Origin of the sequence: Lysinibacillus sp. NPDC093197 (genome assembly GCF_044754025.1) — a bacterium.
GTDB lineage: Bacteria > Bacillota > Bacilli > Bacillales_A > Planococcaceae > Lysinibacillus.
Map to the genome: position 1 here is coordinate 130,092 of NZ_JBIVOH010000010.1, position 19,370 is coordinate 149,461.

Genomic DNA, 19,370 nt, shown 5'->3' on the forward strand with positions numbered 1-19,370 from the left:
ATTAAGCTAGTTCTAGTAATGCTTCTAACTCAAATAAAAAAATTTTAACAGTTGCTCACACGAAAAAAAACTAGTTAAGATAGGCGGAGATTTGCTCCACACTCACGAAGAAGTGGAAGTGGAATCGAGCCAATTTTCTTCATCATATTTGGTTTTTGCTTATTTTATTAAAGTCCCACTTCGTTAGCTCAATAAATTCAACAAAAAACAGCTTTATTCATTTTTTAATACAAAAAGAACGAATCCCATTAATAAGAATTCGTTCTTGCTAAATAATTATATGAACTCCACATGTTAATTAGCAAACAGAGCAAAGCACTGTTCGGCATTAGTGATAGCTAGAAGATTATGTCAGTGTCCTGTCATTCTTATCTTTAGGCTAAAGTCTAAATACGCATTAATGCGCCATTAGGCTTTGGTAAATCATGATCTGTTATTTGATTCATTTTACAAAAATGTTTAAAAAATCGTTGTGCTAGCTCTTGTTCTGTTGGTTCACTCTTCAACGAAACGATATCAAGTAAAATTTGAGCCATCCATACATTATCAAAATAACGGTATTTACCTGAATTCCATGTCATTTTGTCAGGGGATTTTTTATCTGTATAATACTTCCATAAAAGTAATTGATTCGATTCCTGTTCTGAAAGTTGGAGTTTGTATTTTGAATGGGCAGGAATATTTCCATCTTCACACAGCTTACCGATAAAATCTTCATTCACCATATAGACACCTATGATACGTCTGTCTTTTTCAGGCATGCCAGGATCTAGTGCTGTTAACAGGACAGCGCTATTTTGGTGCATGCGGATAGGTTTGTTTGGCTTCCCCTTGTTATTACCACTTTTTATTGCGCCTGAAAAAACCTTCCACTCTGAAACAGAACTATTTTGTTCTTCTATGTCACATCTAAAAACCATTTGTGATTCAGGATGGAGTTTATGATGTTTCATAAGTTTTTCGTGTTCTAATCGAAGTTTCAGGTTTTTTCGCTGTAGTTTTTTTTCTTCTTCCTTCTTCCTTTCTTCCTCTTTTCTTTCCATTTCCTTTATTTGTATTATTTTTTCGATTAAATGAGCATCACTTTTATCATGTAGTTTTAGGTACTTTCCAAATACATCAGGGAAAACAAACATTTTATTTTCCGACGCAAAATGTATTTCAATAATAGACTCATTATGTTTAACTATACTACCCATGCCAAAACGCTTATGTGTAACTTTTTTATTGATTAGATTCATTATTCTAATCCTCCTTTTGGAATAAAAACGCGGTTACTATTAGATAGTAAATTAATTAGACCTATTATCTTAAAAGCTTAAATAACTGTTTTAAATTTTTTCCTTTGTCTTAAGGTAAAGGATATAAAAAAAACGTATCCGAATTCTATCTGCAAAAAAGGTCAGCGGAATTCGAAATACGATTTGAAAAAAACAACTATAAGACTATTATAACATTTTTTTAAAAAATCACAAATTTATTATTGACACCATATTTTATTATGAGGTAAAATAAAAAATTACTCTCTAAACCCTCATAAAATAAGACCCCTTATAAAAAGTCATGAAACTTATGGAAAGCCCCTATAAAAAGCAACTAATTTCCTGTGATAAGCATAGGATATCTTCATGAAATAAATCAATGATATTTTCCAATTAAGTTCCATATAAAAAGACCCCCATTTCGCAAAAGTTATTTGCAAAATCAGGGTCTGTATGGAACTTTTCTACTTTTAAAATTATAATCCGTATTATTAAGAATTATATGTGTACCCCATATATTAAGCTAACTCCAACCATGCAACTGCTTCACAATGCGTGGAGTGCGGGAACATATCGACAGGTTGAATTTCCTGCGTTTTGTATCCGCCATCTTCCAATATGCGAAGGTCACGTGCGAGTGTAGCTGGGTTACATGATACATAAACAACTCGTTTTGGGCGTTGCTCTAAAATTGTTTGTAAAAGTGCTTCATCGCATCCTTTACGTGGTGGGTCTACAACAAGGACATCTGCTTCTTTGCCTTCCTTATACCAGCGTGGAATCACTTCCTCTGCTGGACCTGCCTCAAAGAACGTATTTGTAAAGCCGTTAAGCTCTGCATTGCGTTTTGCATCTTCAATGGCTTGTGGGACGATTTCGACACCCATTACTGCCTTCGCTTTTTGAGCGAGGAATAATGAAATTGTACCGATGCCACAGTAGGCATCAATGACACGTTCATGACCTTGTAAATCAGCATAGTCTAGCGCTTGCTTGTATAGCACTTCCGTTTGCTGAGGATTTACTTGGTAGAACGAGCGTGCCGAAATTTCGAAGCGCACATCACCGATAGAATCAATGATTACATCATTGCCCCAAAGGTTGATCGTTTCATCACCAAAAATAACGTTTGTTTTATCGCTATTGATGTTTTGCATGATAGATGTAACGTTTGGCAATAGCTTTAATATGCTCGCTACAGCCGCTTCTTTTTGCGGGAATTTTTTCTTTTTCGTAACGAGTACGACCATAACCTCACCAGTTGCACGTGCAGTTCGGATAACGACGTGACGCAGCATCCCTTCATGTGATGCTTCATTATAAGGTTGAATACCGATTGCCGTTAATTCCTTTTTTAATCCCGAAAGAATTGCGTCCGCTTCGCCTGTTTGGATTAAACAGCGGTCCATATCGACAATTGTATGCGATTTTGTTTTGTAGAAACCAGCAATGACTTGTCCCGCGTCATTTGTAGAAAATGGAATTTGGGCTTTATTGCGATATTGCCAAGGCTCCTCCATCCCCTTCACTGGTAAAACGGGTGCGTCAATTTTGCCTAAGCGTTGCATAACATTCCGCACCATATTTTCCTTCCACTTTAACTGCCCCTCGTACGATAAGTGCTGTAACTGACAGCCACCGCATTGCTTAAAATAATCGCAAGGTGCATCTACTCGATCAGGTGAAGGTTGAATTATTTCTATCACTTTTGCAAATCCATAATTTTTTAACGTTTTTAAAACATGAATTTCTGCTGTTTCATTCGGTAATGCACCTTGAATAAATAATGGATAGCCATCAACTTTTGCGACACCATTGCCATCATGTGTTAAATCTTCTATATAAACTGTGAGTTGGTCATTCTTTTTTACGGGTGCTGACATTCGTACATCCTCCATTTCAATCTTCTTATTGTAGCATGTGATAGCGGAGGAAAAAAGAACAAGGCATGAATTTATCACGCTATTCTAGCTGTGCTAAAAAATAATGACCTGGAGCGACCACGACTCGCAATGTGAACGAGCTCCCCGTTTTCCTTAGCGTATCTTCAATTGATAGTTACCTTAGCCCAGACAGTGCTAAAAAAGAGTCGCTATTCGCGACTCTTTTCATTATTTTTCGTTACATAATCATCTTTTGGTGCCCACCAGAACATCACAATTATCCCGAGAATGACGACAATAAATGGTGCATAAAACATTAAAAATTTTTCCATCGCTATAACCTCCTATGCATGATGGTCTTCTTTCCCTGTCACATAATTTTTGTTGAATAAAAATAGTTTCAGCAATAAATATAGTGAAGGTAGAAGCAGGCATAATCCTAAAACAAATACGATAACTAATGCAATGGCCATTTGTGTGTTTGTAAAGCTATCATAAATCGTTAAATATGGATACAGTAAATATGGATATTGCGCGATACCGTAAGCAAAAAACGCTACTGCGAACTGAGCGATTAATAGTCCTACAGCAAGCCCATAATTTTTTCGCATCCATAACAATATGACAGTAATAATAAATAATACTGCGGAAATAGCAAACATCCACCATAAGTTGACCATATGCTGATAGCTTTCAGGGTTAATGGATTTCATTTCATACATAATCCCCAGTGCACTAATCATTAATGGTGCTGCCCAAATTAATGCATATTTTCGCATTAAATTTGTTGCCTCTACATCTGTTGCTTTATGTGCATACCACGTTAAAAATACTGCGGATATATAAAGAACAGCTGCTATGCTTAATACGACAATACTCCAAGCAAATGTACTCGTATATAGTGTCCAATAATTTAATACTGGTTGCCCTTCCACCATATCCACATAGCCGCCACCTGCAATAGCAAATACTACAGATAATGAGGCTGGTATAAGTAAACCTGTTAAGCCATATGTCAGAGAATAACCAACATGTCCTCGTGCGCCATACGATTCAAATGCATAGTACGAGCCACGAATCGCAAGTAACACTAATGAAATACTAACCGGCACAAGCAAAATTGTTCCATAGTAAAATGCCGTTTGAGGGAAAAATCCTACAATCCCAACAAAGAAAAACACTAAAAAGACATTCGTTACTTCCCATACAGGCGATAAATATCGTTTAATAATATTCGTTATAATATGGTTTTTCCCAATAAGGAGACTGTAAGCATTGAAAAAGCCTGCACCAAAATCAATGGATGCGACCATCACATAACCAAAAAGGAAAATCCACAATACTGAAATTCCTAATATCTCTAATGTCATATGATGTCACCGCCTTTTTCTATATTCCGATCTTCAATTTCACGCTCAATTGGATTCTTTTTAAACATGCGAATTAATACAACGGTACTACCTACTCCAAGTACCGCATAAACACCTGAGAATAACAGCATCATTAAATCCACATGATCGCTCGTTGTTGCGCCCTCTGGTGTTCGCATAATACCGTATAATATCCACGGTTGACGTCCAACTTCGGCAAGCCACCAGCCTGATTCAATCGCTATTATTGACAGTGGTGCACCTGCAACAATAATCCATCTAAACAACCGCGAATGAATAAACCGCCAACGACGTAATTTCCCTACTACATAAACTAAAGAAACTAATGCCATGAACATACCGATAAAGACCATCGTATTAAACAGATAGTGAATATAAAGCGGTGGTCGGTCTTCCTCCGCAAATTGGTCTAAGCCTATCACTTCTGCATTTGGATTATTAGCTGCTAGTATACTTAATGCATAAGGTACTTTAATGGCATACTTTACTTCCTCGCCATCTAGCACACCGAATAAAATAAGTGATGCTTTATCTGTTGTTTCAAAATGCCATTCAGCCGCAGCTAATTTTTCTGGTTGGTATTCCGCTAAGTATTTGCCTGAGAAGTCACCTATTATTGCAGCTGAAATTGATGTCACCAGACCAATCTTCATTAATAAAAATAATGATTTTTTATGATAAATATGGTCTGAGCCTTTAAGCATACGGTAGCCTGCAATTGCCGCCAACACAAATGCTGATGTCATGTAGGCTGTAACAAGCACGTGCGCTACTTTAGTTGGCATAGCTGGGTTAAACATTGCTAGAAATGGTTGAATATTAACGAGCTGACCGTCCACTATGTCAAAGCCTTGTGGTGCGTTCATAAAGGCATTCACGATTGTTATAAAAACTGCAGACATTGATGCACCTAAAGCAACAGGAATTAGAAGGAGCATATGTTTTTTCTGACTATCGAAACGATCCCAAGTGTATAAGTAGATACCTAAGAAAATGGCCTCAAAGAAGAATGCAAAGGTTTCCATAAAGAGTGGTAATGCTATAGTTTGCCCTGCGAGTTGCATAAAATTCGGCCATAGTAAAGATAATTGTAATCCGATAGCTGTACCTGTAACGACCCCTACAGCAACGGTAATGACGAAACCTCGTGCCCAACGTCGTGCCATTAAAATATAATGCTCGTCATTCTTTTTGTATCCAGTCCACTGCGCAATCATAATCATTAACGGCACGCCGACACCAATCGTTGCATAAATGATATGGAACGATAACGTAAGCTCCGTTAATGCACGACTCCAAAAGACTGCTGATTCATTAATCATCTCATTACCCTCCTAACTACCAAATATTCTTCCCAGTATGGAAAGTAGCATGATAATTGCAACACCGAAGCTTAACCAAATAAGCTTTCTTTCCTGTGACTTATACAAATTGCACCACTTCCTTTCCCTTATCCATACCCATATTTTCCACTATTTCAACGAAAAAAACCTTTATAATGGACCGAAACTTCGGCCTATTATAAAGGTTTCAAATTTTGTTCATTTAATATACGCATATTCGCCAAACATTTTTCTTAATTCGTTCACAACCCCAATTTATGAGGGGATTACAAACAAATAAGTGTAAATTTACAAAATTATTTACACTTATTTGTCATTGTTCCATAAGATTAATTTAAATCCGATCTTCCTCCCGAATATCTTCAATCGGTACAAAAATTTCAATATGGCGCTTCAAGTTTTCAAATGTTGCAGGTGCATCTCCACCATATTCGCCATCTAGATTTAAATGCACTTCGTTTTCCGTCGTAACTTTCACAACACTTGCCTTTTTATAAATAACACGATCATCCTTTAAATGTTCGCCTCGTAACGCCATTGCCGCAAGTTGAATAAATTCTGGAAGGCTCACTTTTTTCAATACTAATAATGTAAAGTAACCGTCGTTTATGCTCGCATCTGGTGCAAGCTTTTCAAAGCCGCCAACAGAGTTCGTTAAGCCACATAAAAACATCATTGCATCTCCATCAAATACTTCACCATCATATTCAATACGCATATGTGATGCCTTAATAGATGGAATCATTTCAACCGCTTTTAAATAGTAAGCTAACTGCCCTAGCATTGTTTTCATTTTGCTTGGCACTTCGTACGTTAGCTCAGTAATACGTCCCCCAGCAGCGATATTGATGAAATAGCGTTCTCCATTTAACAATCCAACATCTACTGGTAAGGTATCGCCTTTAATAATAATATCAACGGCTTCATCAATATTTCGTGGAATATGGACGGCACGTGCAAAATCATTCGTTGTCCCCATTGGAATTAAGCCAATCTTCGGACGTTTTTCAAATTGCCCGACACCAGAAACAACCTCATTTAACGTCCCATCTCCACCAACTGCTATGATAATATCAAAACCACGTTCTACTGCGTTTTTTGCTGCTTCTATAGCATCGCCTTCACAAGTCGTTGCGTGACATGATGTCTCATAGCCTGCTACCTCTAGTTTCTCCAATACTTCTGGTAAATGCTTTTTAAACGCTTCTCGCCCAGATGTAGGATTATAAATGATTCTTGCTCGTTTCATAACATACCTTCCTGCTTCATAAGATTCTAATACTTTCAACGAATAAACCATTGAAATGTTGCACTGATGATTAATGCGAAGTTCTACGCCTTGCAAAACAAATTACACCATATGCTTTCAATACGCCCGTACGAGCGCGTATTGTACGTTACACCTTTGACTAAGCCAATTGCTCCATTATTGTAATGCTGCTGTTACATGTTTTTTGAAATCTTCGTATACATATGTCCAATTTGCTTTGTTCGTAATATTATCTTCACGTATTTCAGTGTAAAGTGCTTTTTGTGCTTCCTCAAAAGTTGGATCTTCTTTGTCTGGTAATGTAGCTCTTTTCTTCACAACAATATCCTGTAACTCAGGCGCACGTGGTCCCCATTTACCGATAACTTGACCTGATTCATTAAGTAAAATATACATAGGAATTGCACGGCCACCGTTTGTTAAGTAACGGTCGATTAAATCTGTATCTGCATCGCGTAAAACGGTGCGCATATCTAATCCAGCTGCCTCTGCAACACGGCGAATAATTGGATTATTTAACATCGCATCTCCGCACCAATCTTCAGTAATTGTTAAAATTTTAGGTTGCTTGTCTTTTAATAAAGCGACAAAACCATCGTTCATTGGCACTTCAAAGCCATCATAAATACGGAAGCTATCTTCTTTAAGCGTTGTCATGTTTTCCATATATTGTTGAATTGAAATGGCTTCTTCAAAATATTGTTGTTCAGTTTTCATATACTTATCCCCTTTTTAAATGAAGTGTTTGTTCTATTCTATATTTTGCTATGAATACTCTTTTTAGACAACTATTTAGTGTTACGATTTGTTAGTATGTACAATTTTTACATTTAAAAAGCCAAGAAAGTGAATACACTCTCTTGACTCATCGAAATATCAAAAAAATTAGCGTTTTGCAATTTCTTGTTGTAATAATTTGTTGACCATTGGTGGGTTCGCTTGGCCTTTTGTAGCTTTCATAATTTGTCCAACTAAGAAGCCAATTGCACGATCCTTACCATTTTTGAAGTCTTCGATCGATTGTGCATTGTTATCTAATACTTCTGTTACGATTGCTAATAATGCACCCTCATCAGAAATTTGAACTAATCCTTTTGCCTTCACGATGTCATTAGCTGAACCACCGTTTTCGACTAACTCAGTAAATACTTTTTTACCGATTTTAGAAGAAATTGTACCGTCTGTAATCAATTTCACCATGCCTGCTAGGTTTTCTGGAGTTAACGCAGTATCTTTAAGATCTTTTTGTTCAGCATTTAAATATGCAGAAACATCACCCATCAACCAGTTTGCAGAAAGTTTTGCATCTGCTCCTTCAGCTATCATCGCTTCAAAGAAATCAGAAATTTCTTTAGAAATAACAAGAACGCCAGCGTCATAAGGTGTTAATCCTAATTCTTCAACATAACGTTTTTTACGAGCATCTGGAAGTTCTGGAATCTCTGATTTTACGCGCTCTAACCACTCATCATCGATTGACAGACGCACTAAATCTGGCTCTGGGAAGTAACGATAATCATCTGTTCCTTCTTTAACACGCATTAAAATAGTTTTACCTGTTTTTTCGTCAAAGCGACGCGTTTCTTGATCAATCACGCCACCTGACAGTAATACGTCCGCTTGACGTAACTCTTCGTGCTCAATACCACGACGTACGTAGTTAAATGAGTTAAGGTTTTTAAGCTCTGTTTTTGTACCAAATTCTTCTCGGCCATATGGGCGAATTGAAATGTTGGCATCACAGCGTAGTGAACCTTCTTCCATTTTACAGTCTGAAACATCTGTATATTGAATAATTGATTTCAATTTTTCAAGGTAAGCATACGCTTCATTTGCTGTGCGAAGATCTGGCTCAGAAACGATTTCTACAAGCGGTGTACCTTGACGGTTAAAGTCCACTAATGAATGGTCACCAGCATGAGATAGTTTACCAGCATCTTCTTCCATATGAAGGCGCGTAATACCGATACGTTTTGTGTAACCATCTACTTCAATATCAATCCAACCGTTTTTACCAATTGGCTTATCGAATTGTGAAATTTGATATGCTTTCGGATTATCCGGATAGAAGTAGTTTTTACGGTCAAATTTTGTTTCTTGCTCGATTTCCATGTTTAGTGCAAGAGCTGCACGCATTGCGAAATCTACAACATTTTTATTTAAGACAGGAAGGACACCAGGATAACCTAGGTCGATTACTGTTGTATTTGTATTTGGTTCAGCACCGAAGTGAGCTGGCGCTGGCGAGAAGATTTTTGAGTTTGTTTTTAACTCAACGTGTACTTCTAAACCAATGACTGTTTCAAAGTTCATGTTATTTTCCCTCCCAAATTTGAGGAACTTCTTTATGGAACGCAGTAGCTTGCTCGAACGCATGCGCTACACGGTAAATTGTTGCTTCATCGAAGTATTTACCAATGATTTGCAAGCCTAGTGGTAGACCGTTTTCAAAGCCACATGGAATTGAAATTGCTGGCACGCCCGCTAAGTTCATAGGAATTGTTAAAATATCGTTGGCATACATCGTCATTGGGTCATCAACATTTTCACCAATTTTAAATGCTGGCGTTGGTGCCGTAGGTCCAATGATTACATCAAAGTCTTCGAATACTTTGTCGTAGTCTGCTTTAATAAGTGTACGTGCTTGCTGTGCTTTTTTGTAATAAGCGTCGTAAGTACCAGCGCTAAGTGAATAAGTTCCTAGCATGATACGACGTTTTACTTCATCACCAAAGCCTTGTGCACGTGTTTCTTTGTAAAGGTCCATTAGGTTATTAACGTTTTCTGCGCGGAAACCGTAACGGATACCATCAAAACGAGAAAGGTTTGATGACGCTTCAGAAGAAGAAAGGATATAGTACGCTGCAAGTGCATATTTAGAATGAGGAAGTGATACTTCTTCTACTGTCGCACCTAAGCCTTTTAGTACTTCTAGTGCATCAAGTACTGATTGACGTGCCGCTTCGCCAACACCTTCACCTAAAAATTCCTTTGGTACAGCAATACGTAAACCTTTTACATCGCCAGTCAGTGCTGCTGCGAAGTTTGGTACTTCTACATTTGCTGATGTTGAATCATTAGTGTCTAATCCTGAAATAGCTTCTAGTAAAAGCGCATTGTCTTCAACATTACGTGTAATTGGTCCGATTTGATCTAACGAAGAAGCGAATGCCACAAGTCCAAATCGAGATACACGACCGTATGTAGGTTTCATCCCTACGACACCGCAATATGCTGCTGGTTGACGGATTGAACCACCTGTATCTGAACCAAGTGAGAATGATACTTCGCCTGCTGCTACTGCTGCCGCAGATGCACCTGAAGAACCACCTGGTACGTGATTTAAGTTCCATGGATTTTTTGTTGTTTTATAGAATGAGTTTTCATTTGAAGAACCCATTGCAAACTCGTCCATGTTCAATTTACCGATTGTAATCATGCCAGCTTCGCGTAGCTTATTAACGACTGTCGCATCGTAAATTGGCATAAATCCTTCAAGGATTTTAGAAGCACAAGTTGTTTCTAAGCCCTCTGTTACGATATTGTCTTTTACACCAATAGGAAGACCAAAAAGTGGTCCACGTTCTTCAAATGGCACTTTGTCCATTTCAGCTGCTTGTGCAGTTGCTTTTTCTTCGTTTGAAGCAAGGAATGCTTGTACATCGCCGTCAAGCTTTGTTACGCGTTCATATGCTTCTTTTGTTAAGTCAGCGATTGTTAGGTTACCAGCTTTAATTTCAGCTTGTAGCTCCTTTGCTGAACGTTCAAATAACGTCATGAGGAATCCTCCTATTTTTTAGTATTACATGATAGCTGGTACTTTTACTTGACCATCTTCTTGTTCTTTCACGTTTAACATCATTACATCACGGTCTAGACCTTTTGTTGCCACATCTTCACGCATTACGTTTACCAATGGTAAAACGTGTGTTGTTGGTTCAACATTTGTAGTATCTAACTCGTTTAGTTGCTCTGCAAAGTCAGTAATTTTCCCAAGTTGCTCAGCAAATTTTTCCGCTTCTTCTTCTGTAATTGCAAGACGTGCTAAATTCGCAACGTGCTTAACTTCTTCTTTTGTTAATTTTGCCATTTTTTACACCTCCGAATACGATCCAATTCATTGTTTTTGTTGATAACAATAGGGTTGAATAAAGTTAACCATGCCAATAATCATAACATTTTTCCTATTAAAAATCACAACTTTCACCAAAAATACAGAAACTTTCACTACTATAACAAAGTGTTGTCCAAAGATGTCTTCTTTTGTTGAACGTAGCTATAATTGTTAACTGATCTGGATTTCAGAAAAGCTTTACGAACCATTACTTACGTATGATGTACATTGTCCAAATTCTATTAAACGAACACTTATTGGATTTAAGTGCGATTATACATAAAAATAGCCAGCACAAGGCTGACTATTTTTTACTCATAAACGTGTACATACGGGTCTTTATCATTCGCTTCTTTCATAATTAAAGCCTCTGGACCATTAATTGAAGTAATGCTCACTTCGACATTTATATTATCAAATTGATTAATTAGGGCGCCCGTTAAATATTGTGTAAAGCCTATAATTTCAGCAGTGCCGAAAAATTGAATTGGAATTTCAATTGTTAGCTTTTGTATTTTTTTATTTTGATAGAAGCCTGTGCCAATAACACTTGTATAGTTAGAAAAATATTTATCGACATCTTGTTTGAAGTTTTTGAAGTTATTACTAACATCTCGATAAGTATCATGTGTATCATCTGTTGGGAACATCACATATTCTTCGTCAAGAGGTTGCCAATCGCCAATATCATTTTGCCCCTCTTTTGCAACACCATAAGTAAAATACGTACCTGGAATAATTTCATTGCGAGCCTGCTGTTTAAACAACCCAACGACTATCGGTACATCTTTTAATTCATCACGTGTACGCATACGGGAAACAATTTCAGCCGCCATTTTTTTGCCTTGCTCAACAAGAGCAGACTCAGGAATAGGCTCCTCGTAATACTCACCATATTTTTCTTTTTGATAATAATAGATAGAATTTAAAGATAGCCCTATTGAAATACCAGCTAATTTCACCTTATTATCATCCGTTTTCTTTAAATAATTTTGCTCAACAATATGAGATAAATAAATAGGTGCTTTTGTTGCACGTTCTTCTGGTGTCATAGCATCTGTTGTTGGAGGATTTAAACCATCCTCCGTTTGTGAACTACGTGCTAGCCAAGAGCTTACAGTGCTTTCAGCTAAATATTGGCCTTCTTGGAAGTAATAATTTTCAGTGTCAAACTCATTTTGAGAAAGACGCATTAATCCTGTTTCTACTTCCTTCATATCATACTTCGTGTAAATATTCGAAACGACTAACCCACGGCTTGCACTTTCTTTATATGGTATTAGTGTTTTATAGAAAGATTCATCAATCTGTAGACTAGGAATAATCGTTGTTTCCGCTTTTTCCTGTTGCGTTTCCTGTGTAAGCTCTGTCTCCTTCTTATTCGAAGGCACACAGCCGACTAGCATTGCAGCAGCTACAATTGCTGGAATGAGTCGAAATGACTTCATTATTTTAGTACCCCTTTACTAATTATCAGATTCACCTTTGACAAATTTTCTATACCGCTCTCATTTAAGAGCAAACATCTGCCAGTGCTATATCTTTTACGTATTGTTTAAGTTAGTTGCTCAATTAGGTCGTCTTCATTCCAAACTTCAATACCTAATTGTTCTGCCTTTGTCAGTTTAGACCCTGCATCCGAACCTGCAATAACAAGATCCGTTTTTTTACTGACACTTCCTGTGACAATTCCACCTAACTCTTCTATTTTCGCCTTTGCATCGTTCCGTGTCAATTGCTCAAGTTTACCAGTTAGCACGATTGTCTTGCCTGCAAATGGATTGTCACCTACGACTACCTCTACCTTTTTGCCTTTATAGGTCATATTGACACCAGCCTCAGCAAGACGCTGAATAACAGCACGTGCATCTTCATTGGCAAAATACTCAACGAGGGAAGATGCCATTTTATCGCCAATTTCATGAATTGCTATAAGCTGCTCCTCAGTTGCAGCCATTACCGCTTCCATCGTCTCAAATTGCTCTGAGACAATCTTTGCCGCCTTCTCGCCAACATGTCGTATCCCTAAACCAATGAGTAGACGTTCCATTGAATTGTCCTTCGATGCTTGAATAGCATTCACTAGGTTTGTAGCTGATTTTTCGCCCATACGTTCTAGCTCGACTAACTGCTCTACTGTTAACTGATATAAATCAGATACATCATGAATTAAATCTGCACGCAACAGCTGCTCAACAACCTTTTCACCAAGTCCGTCAATGTTCATGGCGTTACGGGAAACGAAGTATTTAATGCTCTCAGCAATTTGTGCAAAACATGCTGGATTTACACAACGCAGGGCAACCTCTCCCTCAATTCGAATAAGCTCACTATCGCAAACAGGGCAATTTGCTGGCATTTCATAAGGAATGGAATCCTCTGGACGTTGCTCTAGTAATACACCAACTACTTGTGGGATAATGTCGCCCGCTTTTCGGATAATGACTGTGTCCCCAATTCGAATATCTTTATCACGAATTAAATCTTCGTTGTGTAAAGATGCTCGTTGCACAGTAGTTCCCGCTACTTGTACAGGTGTTAAAATCGCCGTTGGTGTCACGACGCCTGTTCGACCTACTGTTAAATCGATATCAAGCAACGTTGTTACAACTTCTTCTGCAGGGAATTTGTAGGCAATTGCCCAACGTGGACTTTTTGCTGTATAGCCAAGTTCATCCTGCTGCGCAAAACGATCGACTTTGATTACGATACCATCTATTTCATAGGCTAAATTCGGGCGATTTTCTGTCCACGTTTCAATAAAGGACAAAACCTCTTCAATCGAAGCACAGCGTTGACGTTCTTTATTTGAAGGGAATCCAAGCCCTTCCAAATAATCTAGCATCTCGCCATGCCCATCAATGCCGTACGCTTCACCATCTCCTCCAATTGCATAAATGAAGGTTGATAGTTGACGACTTGCTGCAATTTTTGGATCTAATTGACGTAATGAACCAGCAGCAGCATTTCGAGGGTTTGCAAATAATTCTTCACTATTTTCAGCGCGCTGTGCATTTAATTTTTCAAACGACTTTTTAGGCATATATGCTTCACCGCGCACTTCAATCGTAATTGGTTCTTTTAATCGAAGTGGCACAGCACGAATTGTTCTTAAATTTGCTGTAATATCCTCACCAATAACGCCATCACCGCGTGTTGCTCCTTGGACAAAAACACCATTCTCATATTTAAGAGAAATCGCTAGACCATCTATTTTTAGTTCGCATACATAGGAAAAGTGATCTCCGATTGCTTGACGAATTTTACGGTCAAACTCGCGCAAGTCCGCTTCATTAAATGCGTTGGACAGACTTAGCATCGGATAATCATGCGTCACTTTTTTAAATCCCTCTATGACAGCACCGCCGACGCGCTGTGTCGGTGAATCTGGGTAAATTAGTGAAGGATTTGCCTCTTCTAATGCAATGAGTTCGTGTAATAGTTGGTCATATACACTATCTGCAACAAGAGGATTATCTAGCACGTAATACGCATGCCCATATTCATGCAATAATTTATTTAACTCCGCTATGCGCTGTTCAATTTCGTTCATTTAAGTTCCTCCGCTTACGCTTTTTCAATAGGTGCAAATTGCGCTAGTAATCGCTTAATACCAATTGGTTGTGGAAAAGCGATATCTAGTTCTGTACTATCACCCTCACCTTTTACGCTAACAACCATACCTGTTCCCCATTTTTTATGAATCGCTTTATCTCCAGCTTTCCAACCAAATTGGTCACCTCCAGTTGCTTGCAGGCGTGCCGTTGCTGGTTGTGTATGCTGTTGCGAGCCAAGTGTCCTCTTTTGATAACCACTTGCCGAACGATTACTTGAGCCAAATGGAACTTCAGGCTTTGGACCACCTTTTGAGATGGATTCTAAAATATCCTCTGAAATTTCACGTAAGAAACGGGAAGCATTGTTAAAGCTTAAACGACCAAAAATCGTTCGAGATTGCGCACATGTTAAATACAACCGTTCCTCTGCACGCGTAATGCCGACATACGCGAGACGTCGTTCCTCTTCCATTTCATCATTATCATCAAGAGAACGAGAATGTGGGAAAATATTTTCTTCCATGCCAATAATGAAAACTATAGGGAACTCTAACCCTTTAGCAGCATGCATTGTCATTAAAATGATATTGCCTTTAGATGCATCTTCCTTATCAAGCGCATCAATATCTGCAATTAAAGCTAAATCTGTCAGGAAGGCAATTAAGCTCTTATCTTCGCTACGTTCTTCAAACGCTTTTGTCACAGATAAAAACTCTTCAATATTTTCTAAACGACTTTCCGCTTCAATGCTCTTTTCATTTTGTAACATCGCTCGATAGCCTGATTTCTCAATAACTTGCTCTACGATTTCTGTTACGGACAAGTAATTTTGCATTTCAGTAAAGCCTTTAATCATCGCATAAAAATGTTCTGCTGAAGCAGCGGCTTTCCCTGTTAATCCCATAAACACAAGATCATTCATTGCATCAAAAATAGAGCGATCCTGATCGATTGCATAGCGTGCCATTTTTTCGAATGAGGTTGCACCAATACTACGCTTCGGTTCATTGATAATACGCGCAAGCGATAAATCATCGTCATTGTTCGCAATGAGACGCAAATAGGCTAATAAATCCTTTATTTCTTTACGATCATAGAACTTTGTACCACCGACAATTTGATAAGCCATATTAGACTTAACTAACACTTCCTCCATTACACGAGACTGTGCATTCGTGCGATATAAAATGGCAAAGTCATCAAATGAACGATTTTCCTTTTCCATCAACTGTTGAATCGTTTGTACGACAAACTGTGCTTCTTCCTGCTCATTATAAGCTTTGTACAAAGCAATCTTTTCACCATGTGCATTTTCGGTGCGCAGCTCTTTTGGGTAACGGCTTGTGTTATTTTGAATGACGTCATTTGCAGCTTGAAGGATGCGTTTTGTTGAGCGATAATTTTGCTCTAGCATAATGACTTTCGCATTCGGATAATCCTTTTCAAAAGACAGGATGTTCCCAATATCTGCGCCACGCCAGCGATAAATTGATTGATCCGAATCCCCTACTACGCAAATATTTTTAAATTTCTTCGCTAGTAATTGCACAAGTAAGTATTGGGATTTATTCGTATCTTGGTATTCATCAACATGGATATATTGAAATTTATTTTGATAAAATTCAAGCACTTCAGGTACTCGCTTAAATAATGTAATCGTCGTCATAATCAAGTCATCAAAATCAAGTGACTGATTGCGACGTAATCTTTTTTCATATCCTTTATAAACACGAGCAACCGTTTTTTCATAAGGATTTTGTTCATTAATTTGCCCTGCATATTCATCGGCAGTTATGCATTCGTTTTTTGCTGAGCTGATTGCATTTAAGATTGCCCGAGGTTCAAAACGCTTAGGGTCAATATTTTCATCCTTCAAGACATTTTTTATGACAGAAAGTTGGTCAGTAGAATCTAAAATCGAGAAATTACGCGAGATGCCAAGCTGCTCAATATTACGTCGTAAAATGCGTACACACATCGAGTGAAATGTTGATACCCACATGCTGTCGCCAGTACCATTTCCGAGAATACCATCTATACGCTCACGCATTTCACGAGCTGCTTTATTCGTGAACGTAATGGCTAAAATCTTCGAAGGGTATACTTCTTTTTCTATGATTAAATACGCAATACGATGCGTTAATACTCTTGTTTTTCCCGAACCAGCACCTGCCATAATTAGTAATGGCCCTTCTGTTGCTTTCACTGCTTTTTCCTGTTCAGGGTTCATACCTACTAATAAGTTTTTTGTTAAATGCTCCATTTCGCACCACCTTACAAACGTTTGTTCCTAATTATATCGCATTTTTTACGGCCTTAACAGTCGCAAGTGCAGCTTTTAAATCTTCATAAATAATATTTCCTACAACGACCGTATCAGCAAACTGTGCCATTTCTGCGGCTTGCTTTGTAGAAGTTATGCCACCACCGTAAAATAGCTTTGTATTTTGCAATTCATTTTTCACAGCACGTACCATTTCAATGTCGCCATATACACCGCTATATTCTAAATAAAATACAGGTAGCTTAAAGAAATTTTCAGCCATGCGCGCATACGCAACAACATCATCCACTGATAAATCTGTCTTTGCTTGTGTTACTTCTGCAACTTTACAATTTGGATTTAAAATACAATAACCTTCAGCGACTAACTCATCCCATACCATAATGTCTCCGTATTCTTTAATCGCCTCATGATGCAAATTTTTAATCCATTTCGGGTCATCACTATTTAATACCGTTGGAATAAAATAATAGTCATAGCCAGGTGTTACTGAATCAATCGTTGAAATTTCAAGCGCTATTGGTACTTCAAAGCGACGTACGCGGACAAGTAAATCTAAAACACCATCTAATGTTACCCCATCTGTTCCACCAACTAAAATGACATCTGTTCCAGATTCACAAATTTTTTCTAATGCTTCATCCGATATATCCTTTGCTGGATCTAGCTTGAACACATGTCTCCACTGTAAATAATCCATCTATTTTACCACCTATCATTTTCTATCTACTCGTTTACAAGTATAGCTTATGACTCTCGACAAAAAAATAAAAAAGCTGAGCAGAAACTCTACCCAGCCTCTTATCTACTATTCTTTTGGTGCTTGGAATGGCTTTTCATCTGGATACAAACGACCTAACATTTCATCATATGTATCATTTCCATAATCAAAGCATCGACGTACACGAGAAATCGTTGCTGTACTTGCCCCAGTCTCCTTTTTAATGGATTCATAGGTTTTCTTTAAACGTAATAAATGCGCTACCTCAAATCGTTGTGCTAGCGATTGAATCTCACTAATCGTACATAAATCATCAAAAAATTTATAGCATTCTTCAATGTCCTTCAGTTCTAATACTGCTTTAAATAACTGATCTGTTTGATGCCCTCGAATTTTTTCGATTTGCATGCAGTTTTCCTCCCTCTTACGGCTGCGTTTTCACCATTGCTTCTAACCCTGGTGAAGCTGGTACGAAATGAACCCATGTCTTTCCTGGAACTAGCTTCACAAGTTCACCAGTCTCTTCGACAGCCGTTGGTAATCCATCGATATTAGCCCATTTTACTTCTCTTAAATAACCATTTTGAAATACATACGCATTTCCACCAGAGGTTAAATCAATATCTTGGCGACCTACATCATCAATTGTTTGATGCTTCATTTCAAAAAATAAAACATTTGCAAATGTTAATGCTTCACCTGTCAACATATCCTTTGTTTCTACGCCTGCCGATTGTCGACCATAACGATTTGTTTCATGATCATATACATAGGTGTTGTGGAAAGAATTACTATTCCCATAGTAAATGTCAACTTGACTTGTTTCAACGCCTATTTTACCACGTTCATCGGGTTCATAAAAAGCCTGACGCACTTTTTCACTGTAATTCATTGAAGCGCCTACTTTTTCAGCACCATTTAATATATTTTCAGAAGTTATATAGGAATTGTGTGGGGCTACACGATCGTTAGAACGTTTAAATAGTGTGCCATCATAGTTCATCCCATTAATATTATCAACAACATTATTGCTAAGCATCGTTTTCGCCTCTGGACTATAGCCGTGTGCTACATAAAATGCACCAAGGCCCTTCGCCATATCAATAAAATAAGAACGAGCACTTCGGACCGGTCCAATATTTTCTGGTAATTCACTTTGATAGACTGCTAGGAAACGAGTGACATTTCCTTCTGCTAGCATTTCGTAAATAATATCTGCTGCTGCCAATCCTGATTGAGGACGAGCAGCAGGATGATTGTTAACAGTCACAATAATTGGACGCTGCGTCACTTCTTCTTTGACAGCCTCTCCCGTTAATGGGGCCACAATTATTTCTTCCTTCACAGGCTCTTCAATAGCTGGTTCATCATCTATTTTAGTTACGTCCTCTTCTGGTTCAGAGGTATCTTTAGAACATCCGCCGATAAACAAAGCGCTAAATGCTAGGCCAACTAGTAGTTTCTTTGATTTCAACACTTGCATTACTCTCCTTTAGTCAATACCGCCTCGATGTAAAAGTGTATGCTGCTGCTCTGGCGCTACAA

At 38.0% G+C, this 19,370-nt stretch carries 16 protein-coding genes; all 16 read right to left on the bottom strand.

What is annotated here, in order from left to right; translation table 11 throughout:
• Positions 1-386: 386 nt before the first annotated feature.
• Positions 387-1,241, bottom strand: a complete 855-nt coding sequence (locus tag ACIP9G_RS20800) for a malate synthase (RefSeq protein WP_340822243.1) — start codon at positions 1,239-1,241, stop codon at positions 387-389.
• A gap of 539 nt (positions 1,242-1,780) precedes the next feature.
• Positions 1,781-3,145, bottom strand: a complete 1,365-nt coding sequence (rlmD, locus tag ACIP9G_RS20805; RefSeq protein ID WP_401021922.1) for a 23S rRNA (uracil(1939)-C(5))-methyltransferase RlmD — start codon at positions 3,143-3,145, stop codon at positions 1,781-1,783.
• Positions 3,146-3,354: 209 nt separating this feature from the next.
• Positions 3,355-3,477 (bottom strand): cytochrome bd oxidase small subunit CydS family protein, encoded by a 123-nt coding sequence (gene cydS / locus ACIP9G_RS20810; protein ID WP_340822240.1) that lies wholly within the window; start codon positions 3,475-3,477, stop codon positions 3,355-3,357.
• Positions 3,478-3,489: 12 nt separating this feature from the next.
• Positions 3,490-4,515, bottom strand: a complete 1,026-nt coding sequence (locus ACIP9G_RS20815) for a cytochrome d ubiquinol oxidase subunit II (protein ID WP_340822237.1) — start codon at positions 4,513-4,515, stop codon at positions 3,490-3,492.
• Positions 4,512-5,858 carry a cytochrome ubiquinol oxidase subunit I gene (locus tag ACIP9G_RS20820; protein WP_340822235.1) on the bottom strand — a complete coding sequence of 449 codons (1,347 nt, stop codon included), beginning with the start codon at positions 5,856-5,858 and terminating at the stop codon, positions 4,512-4,514. The genes ACIP9G_RS20815 and ACIP9G_RS20820 overlap by 4 nt, the downstream gene beginning before the upstream one ends.
• A gap of 355 nt (positions 5,859-6,213) precedes the next feature.
• Positions 6,214-7,128 carry a diacylglycerol kinase gene (locus ACIP9G_RS20825; protein WP_340822233.1) on the bottom strand — a complete coding sequence of 305 codons (915 nt, stop codon included), beginning with the start codon at positions 7,126-7,128 and terminating at the stop codon, positions 6,214-6,216.
• Between the two features lie 177 nt (positions 7,129-7,305).
• Entirely contained in the window at positions 7,306-7,866 is a 561-nt protein-coding gene (locus tag ACIP9G_RS20830; RefSeq protein ID WP_401021925.1) for a thioredoxin family protein, read from the bottom strand.
• A 168-nt stretch (positions 7,867-8,034) separates the two neighbouring features.
• Entirely contained in the window at positions 8,035-9,462 is a 1,428-nt protein-coding gene (gatB, locus tag ACIP9G_RS20835; RefSeq protein WP_401021928.1) for an Asp-tRNA(Asn)/Glu-tRNA(Gln) amidotransferase subunit GatB, read from the bottom strand.
• 1 nt (position 9,463) lies between these two features.
• A complete protein-coding gene (gene gatA / locus ACIP9G_RS20840; RefSeq protein WP_340822228.1) occupies positions 9,464-10,927 on the bottom strand; it encodes an Asp-tRNA(Asn)/Glu-tRNA(Gln) amidotransferase subunit GatA in 1,464 nt (487 codons plus the stop codon).
• A 24-nt stretch (positions 10,928-10,951) separates the two neighbouring features.
• Positions 10,952-11,239 carry an Asp-tRNA(Asn)/Glu-tRNA(Gln) amidotransferase subunit GatC gene (gene gatC, locus ACIP9G_RS20845; RefSeq protein WP_024364473.1) on the bottom strand — a complete coding sequence of 96 codons (288 nt, stop codon included), beginning with the start codon at positions 11,237-11,239 and terminating at the stop codon, positions 10,952-10,954.
• 335 nt (positions 11,240-11,574) lie between these two features.
• Positions 11,575-12,711, bottom strand: coding sequence for a CamS family sex pheromone protein (locus ACIP9G_RS20850; protein ID WP_340822225.1), 1,137 nt, complete (start codon positions 12,709-12,711; stop codon positions 11,575-11,577).
• Between the two features lie 107 nt (positions 12,712-12,818).
• Positions 12,819-14,816: an NAD-dependent DNA ligase LigA gene (gene ligA, locus ACIP9G_RS20855; RefSeq protein ID WP_401021932.1), complete on the bottom strand. Its 1,998-nt coding sequence runs from the start codon at positions 14,814-14,816 to the stop codon at positions 12,819-12,821.
• A gap of 14 nt (positions 14,817-14,830) precedes the next feature.
• The gene (pcrA, locus tag ACIP9G_RS20860) at positions 14,831-17,083 is read right to left on the bottom strand and encodes a DNA helicase PcrA (RefSeq protein WP_401021933.1); all 2,253 of its coding nucleotides are present in this window, start codon (positions 17,081-17,083) and stop codon (positions 14,831-14,833) included.
• Between the two features lie 31 nt (positions 17,084-17,114).
• Positions 17,115-17,804 (bottom strand): heptaprenylglyceryl phosphate synthase, encoded by a 690-nt coding sequence (gene pcrB / locus ACIP9G_RS20865; protein ID WP_401021935.1) that lies wholly within the window; start codon positions 17,802-17,804, stop codon positions 17,115-17,117.
• Between the two features lie 108 nt (positions 17,805-17,912).
• Positions 17,913-18,233: a YerC/YecD family TrpR-related protein gene (locus tag ACIP9G_RS20870; protein WP_004225717.1), complete on the bottom strand. Its 321-nt coding sequence runs from the start codon at positions 18,231-18,233 to the stop codon at positions 17,913-17,915.
• A gap of 16 nt (positions 18,234-18,249) precedes the next feature.
• Complete coding sequence (locus tag ACIP9G_RS20875; RefSeq protein WP_401021937.1) at positions 18,250-19,302, bottom strand: DUF3048 domain-containing protein; 1,053 nt, start codon at positions 19,300-19,302, stop codon at positions 18,250-18,252.
• Between the last annotated feature and the right edge of the window lie 68 nt (positions 19,303-19,370).

What these genes read in the sequence shown, in the direction of transcription:
- ACIP9G_RS20800 (WP_340822243.1), bottom strand. Translation starts at nt 1,241, where the DNA reads ATGAATCTAATCAATAAAAAAGTTACACATAAGCGTTTTGGCATGGGT.
- rlmD (WP_401021922.1), bottom strand. Translation starts at nt 3,145, where the DNA reads ATGTCAGCACCCGTAAAAAAGAATGACCAACTCACAGTTTATATAGAA.
- cydS (WP_340822240.1), bottom strand. Translation starts at nt 3,477, where the DNA reads ATGGAAAAATTTTTAATGTTTTATGCACCATTTATTGTCGTCATTCTC.
- ACIP9G_RS20815 (WP_340822237.1), bottom strand. Translation starts at nt 4,515, where the DNA reads ATGACATTAGAGATATTAGGAATTTCAGTATTGTGGATTTTCCTTTTT.
- ACIP9G_RS20820 (WP_340822235.1), bottom strand. Translation starts at nt 5,858, where the DNA reads ATGATTAATGAATCAGCAGTCTTTTGGAGTCGTGCATTAACGGAGCTT.
- ACIP9G_RS20825 (WP_340822233.1), bottom strand. Translation starts at nt 7,128, where the DNA reads ATGAAACGAGCAAGAATCATTTATAATCCTACATCTGGGCGAGAAGCG.
- ACIP9G_RS20830 (WP_401021925.1), bottom strand. Translation starts at nt 7,866, where the DNA reads ATGAAAACTGAACAACAATATTTTGAAGAAGCCATTTCAATTCAACAA.
- gatB (WP_401021928.1), bottom strand. Translation starts at nt 9,462, where the DNA reads ATGAACTTTGAAACAGTCATTGGTTTAGAAGTACACGTTGAGTTAAAA.
- gatA (WP_340822228.1), bottom strand. Translation starts at nt 10,927, where the DNA reads ATGACGTTATTTGAACGTTCAGCAAAGGAGCTACAAGCTGAAATTAAA.
- gatC (WP_024364473.1), bottom strand. Translation starts at nt 11,239, where the DNA reads ATGGCAAAATTAACAAAAGAAGAAGTTAAGCACGTTGCGAATTTAGCA.
- ACIP9G_RS20850 (WP_340822225.1), bottom strand. Translation starts at nt 12,711, where the DNA reads ATGAAGTCATTTCGACTCATTCCAGCAATTGTAGCTGCTGCAATGCTA.
- ligA (WP_401021932.1), bottom strand. Translation starts at nt 14,816, where the DNA reads ATGAACGAAATTGAACAGCGCATAGCGGAGTTAAATAAATTATTGCAT.
- pcrA (WP_401021933.1), bottom strand. Translation starts at nt 17,083, where the DNA reads ATGGAGCATTTAACAAAAAACTTATTAGTAGGTATGAACCCTGAACAG.
- pcrB (WP_401021935.1), bottom strand. Translation starts at nt 17,804, where the DNA reads ATGGATTATTTACAGTGGAGACATGTGTTCAAGCTAGATCCAGCAAAG.
- ACIP9G_RS20870 (WP_004225717.1), bottom strand. Translation starts at nt 18,233, where the DNA reads ATGCAAATCGAAAAAATTCGAGGGCATCAAACAGATCAGTTATTTAAA.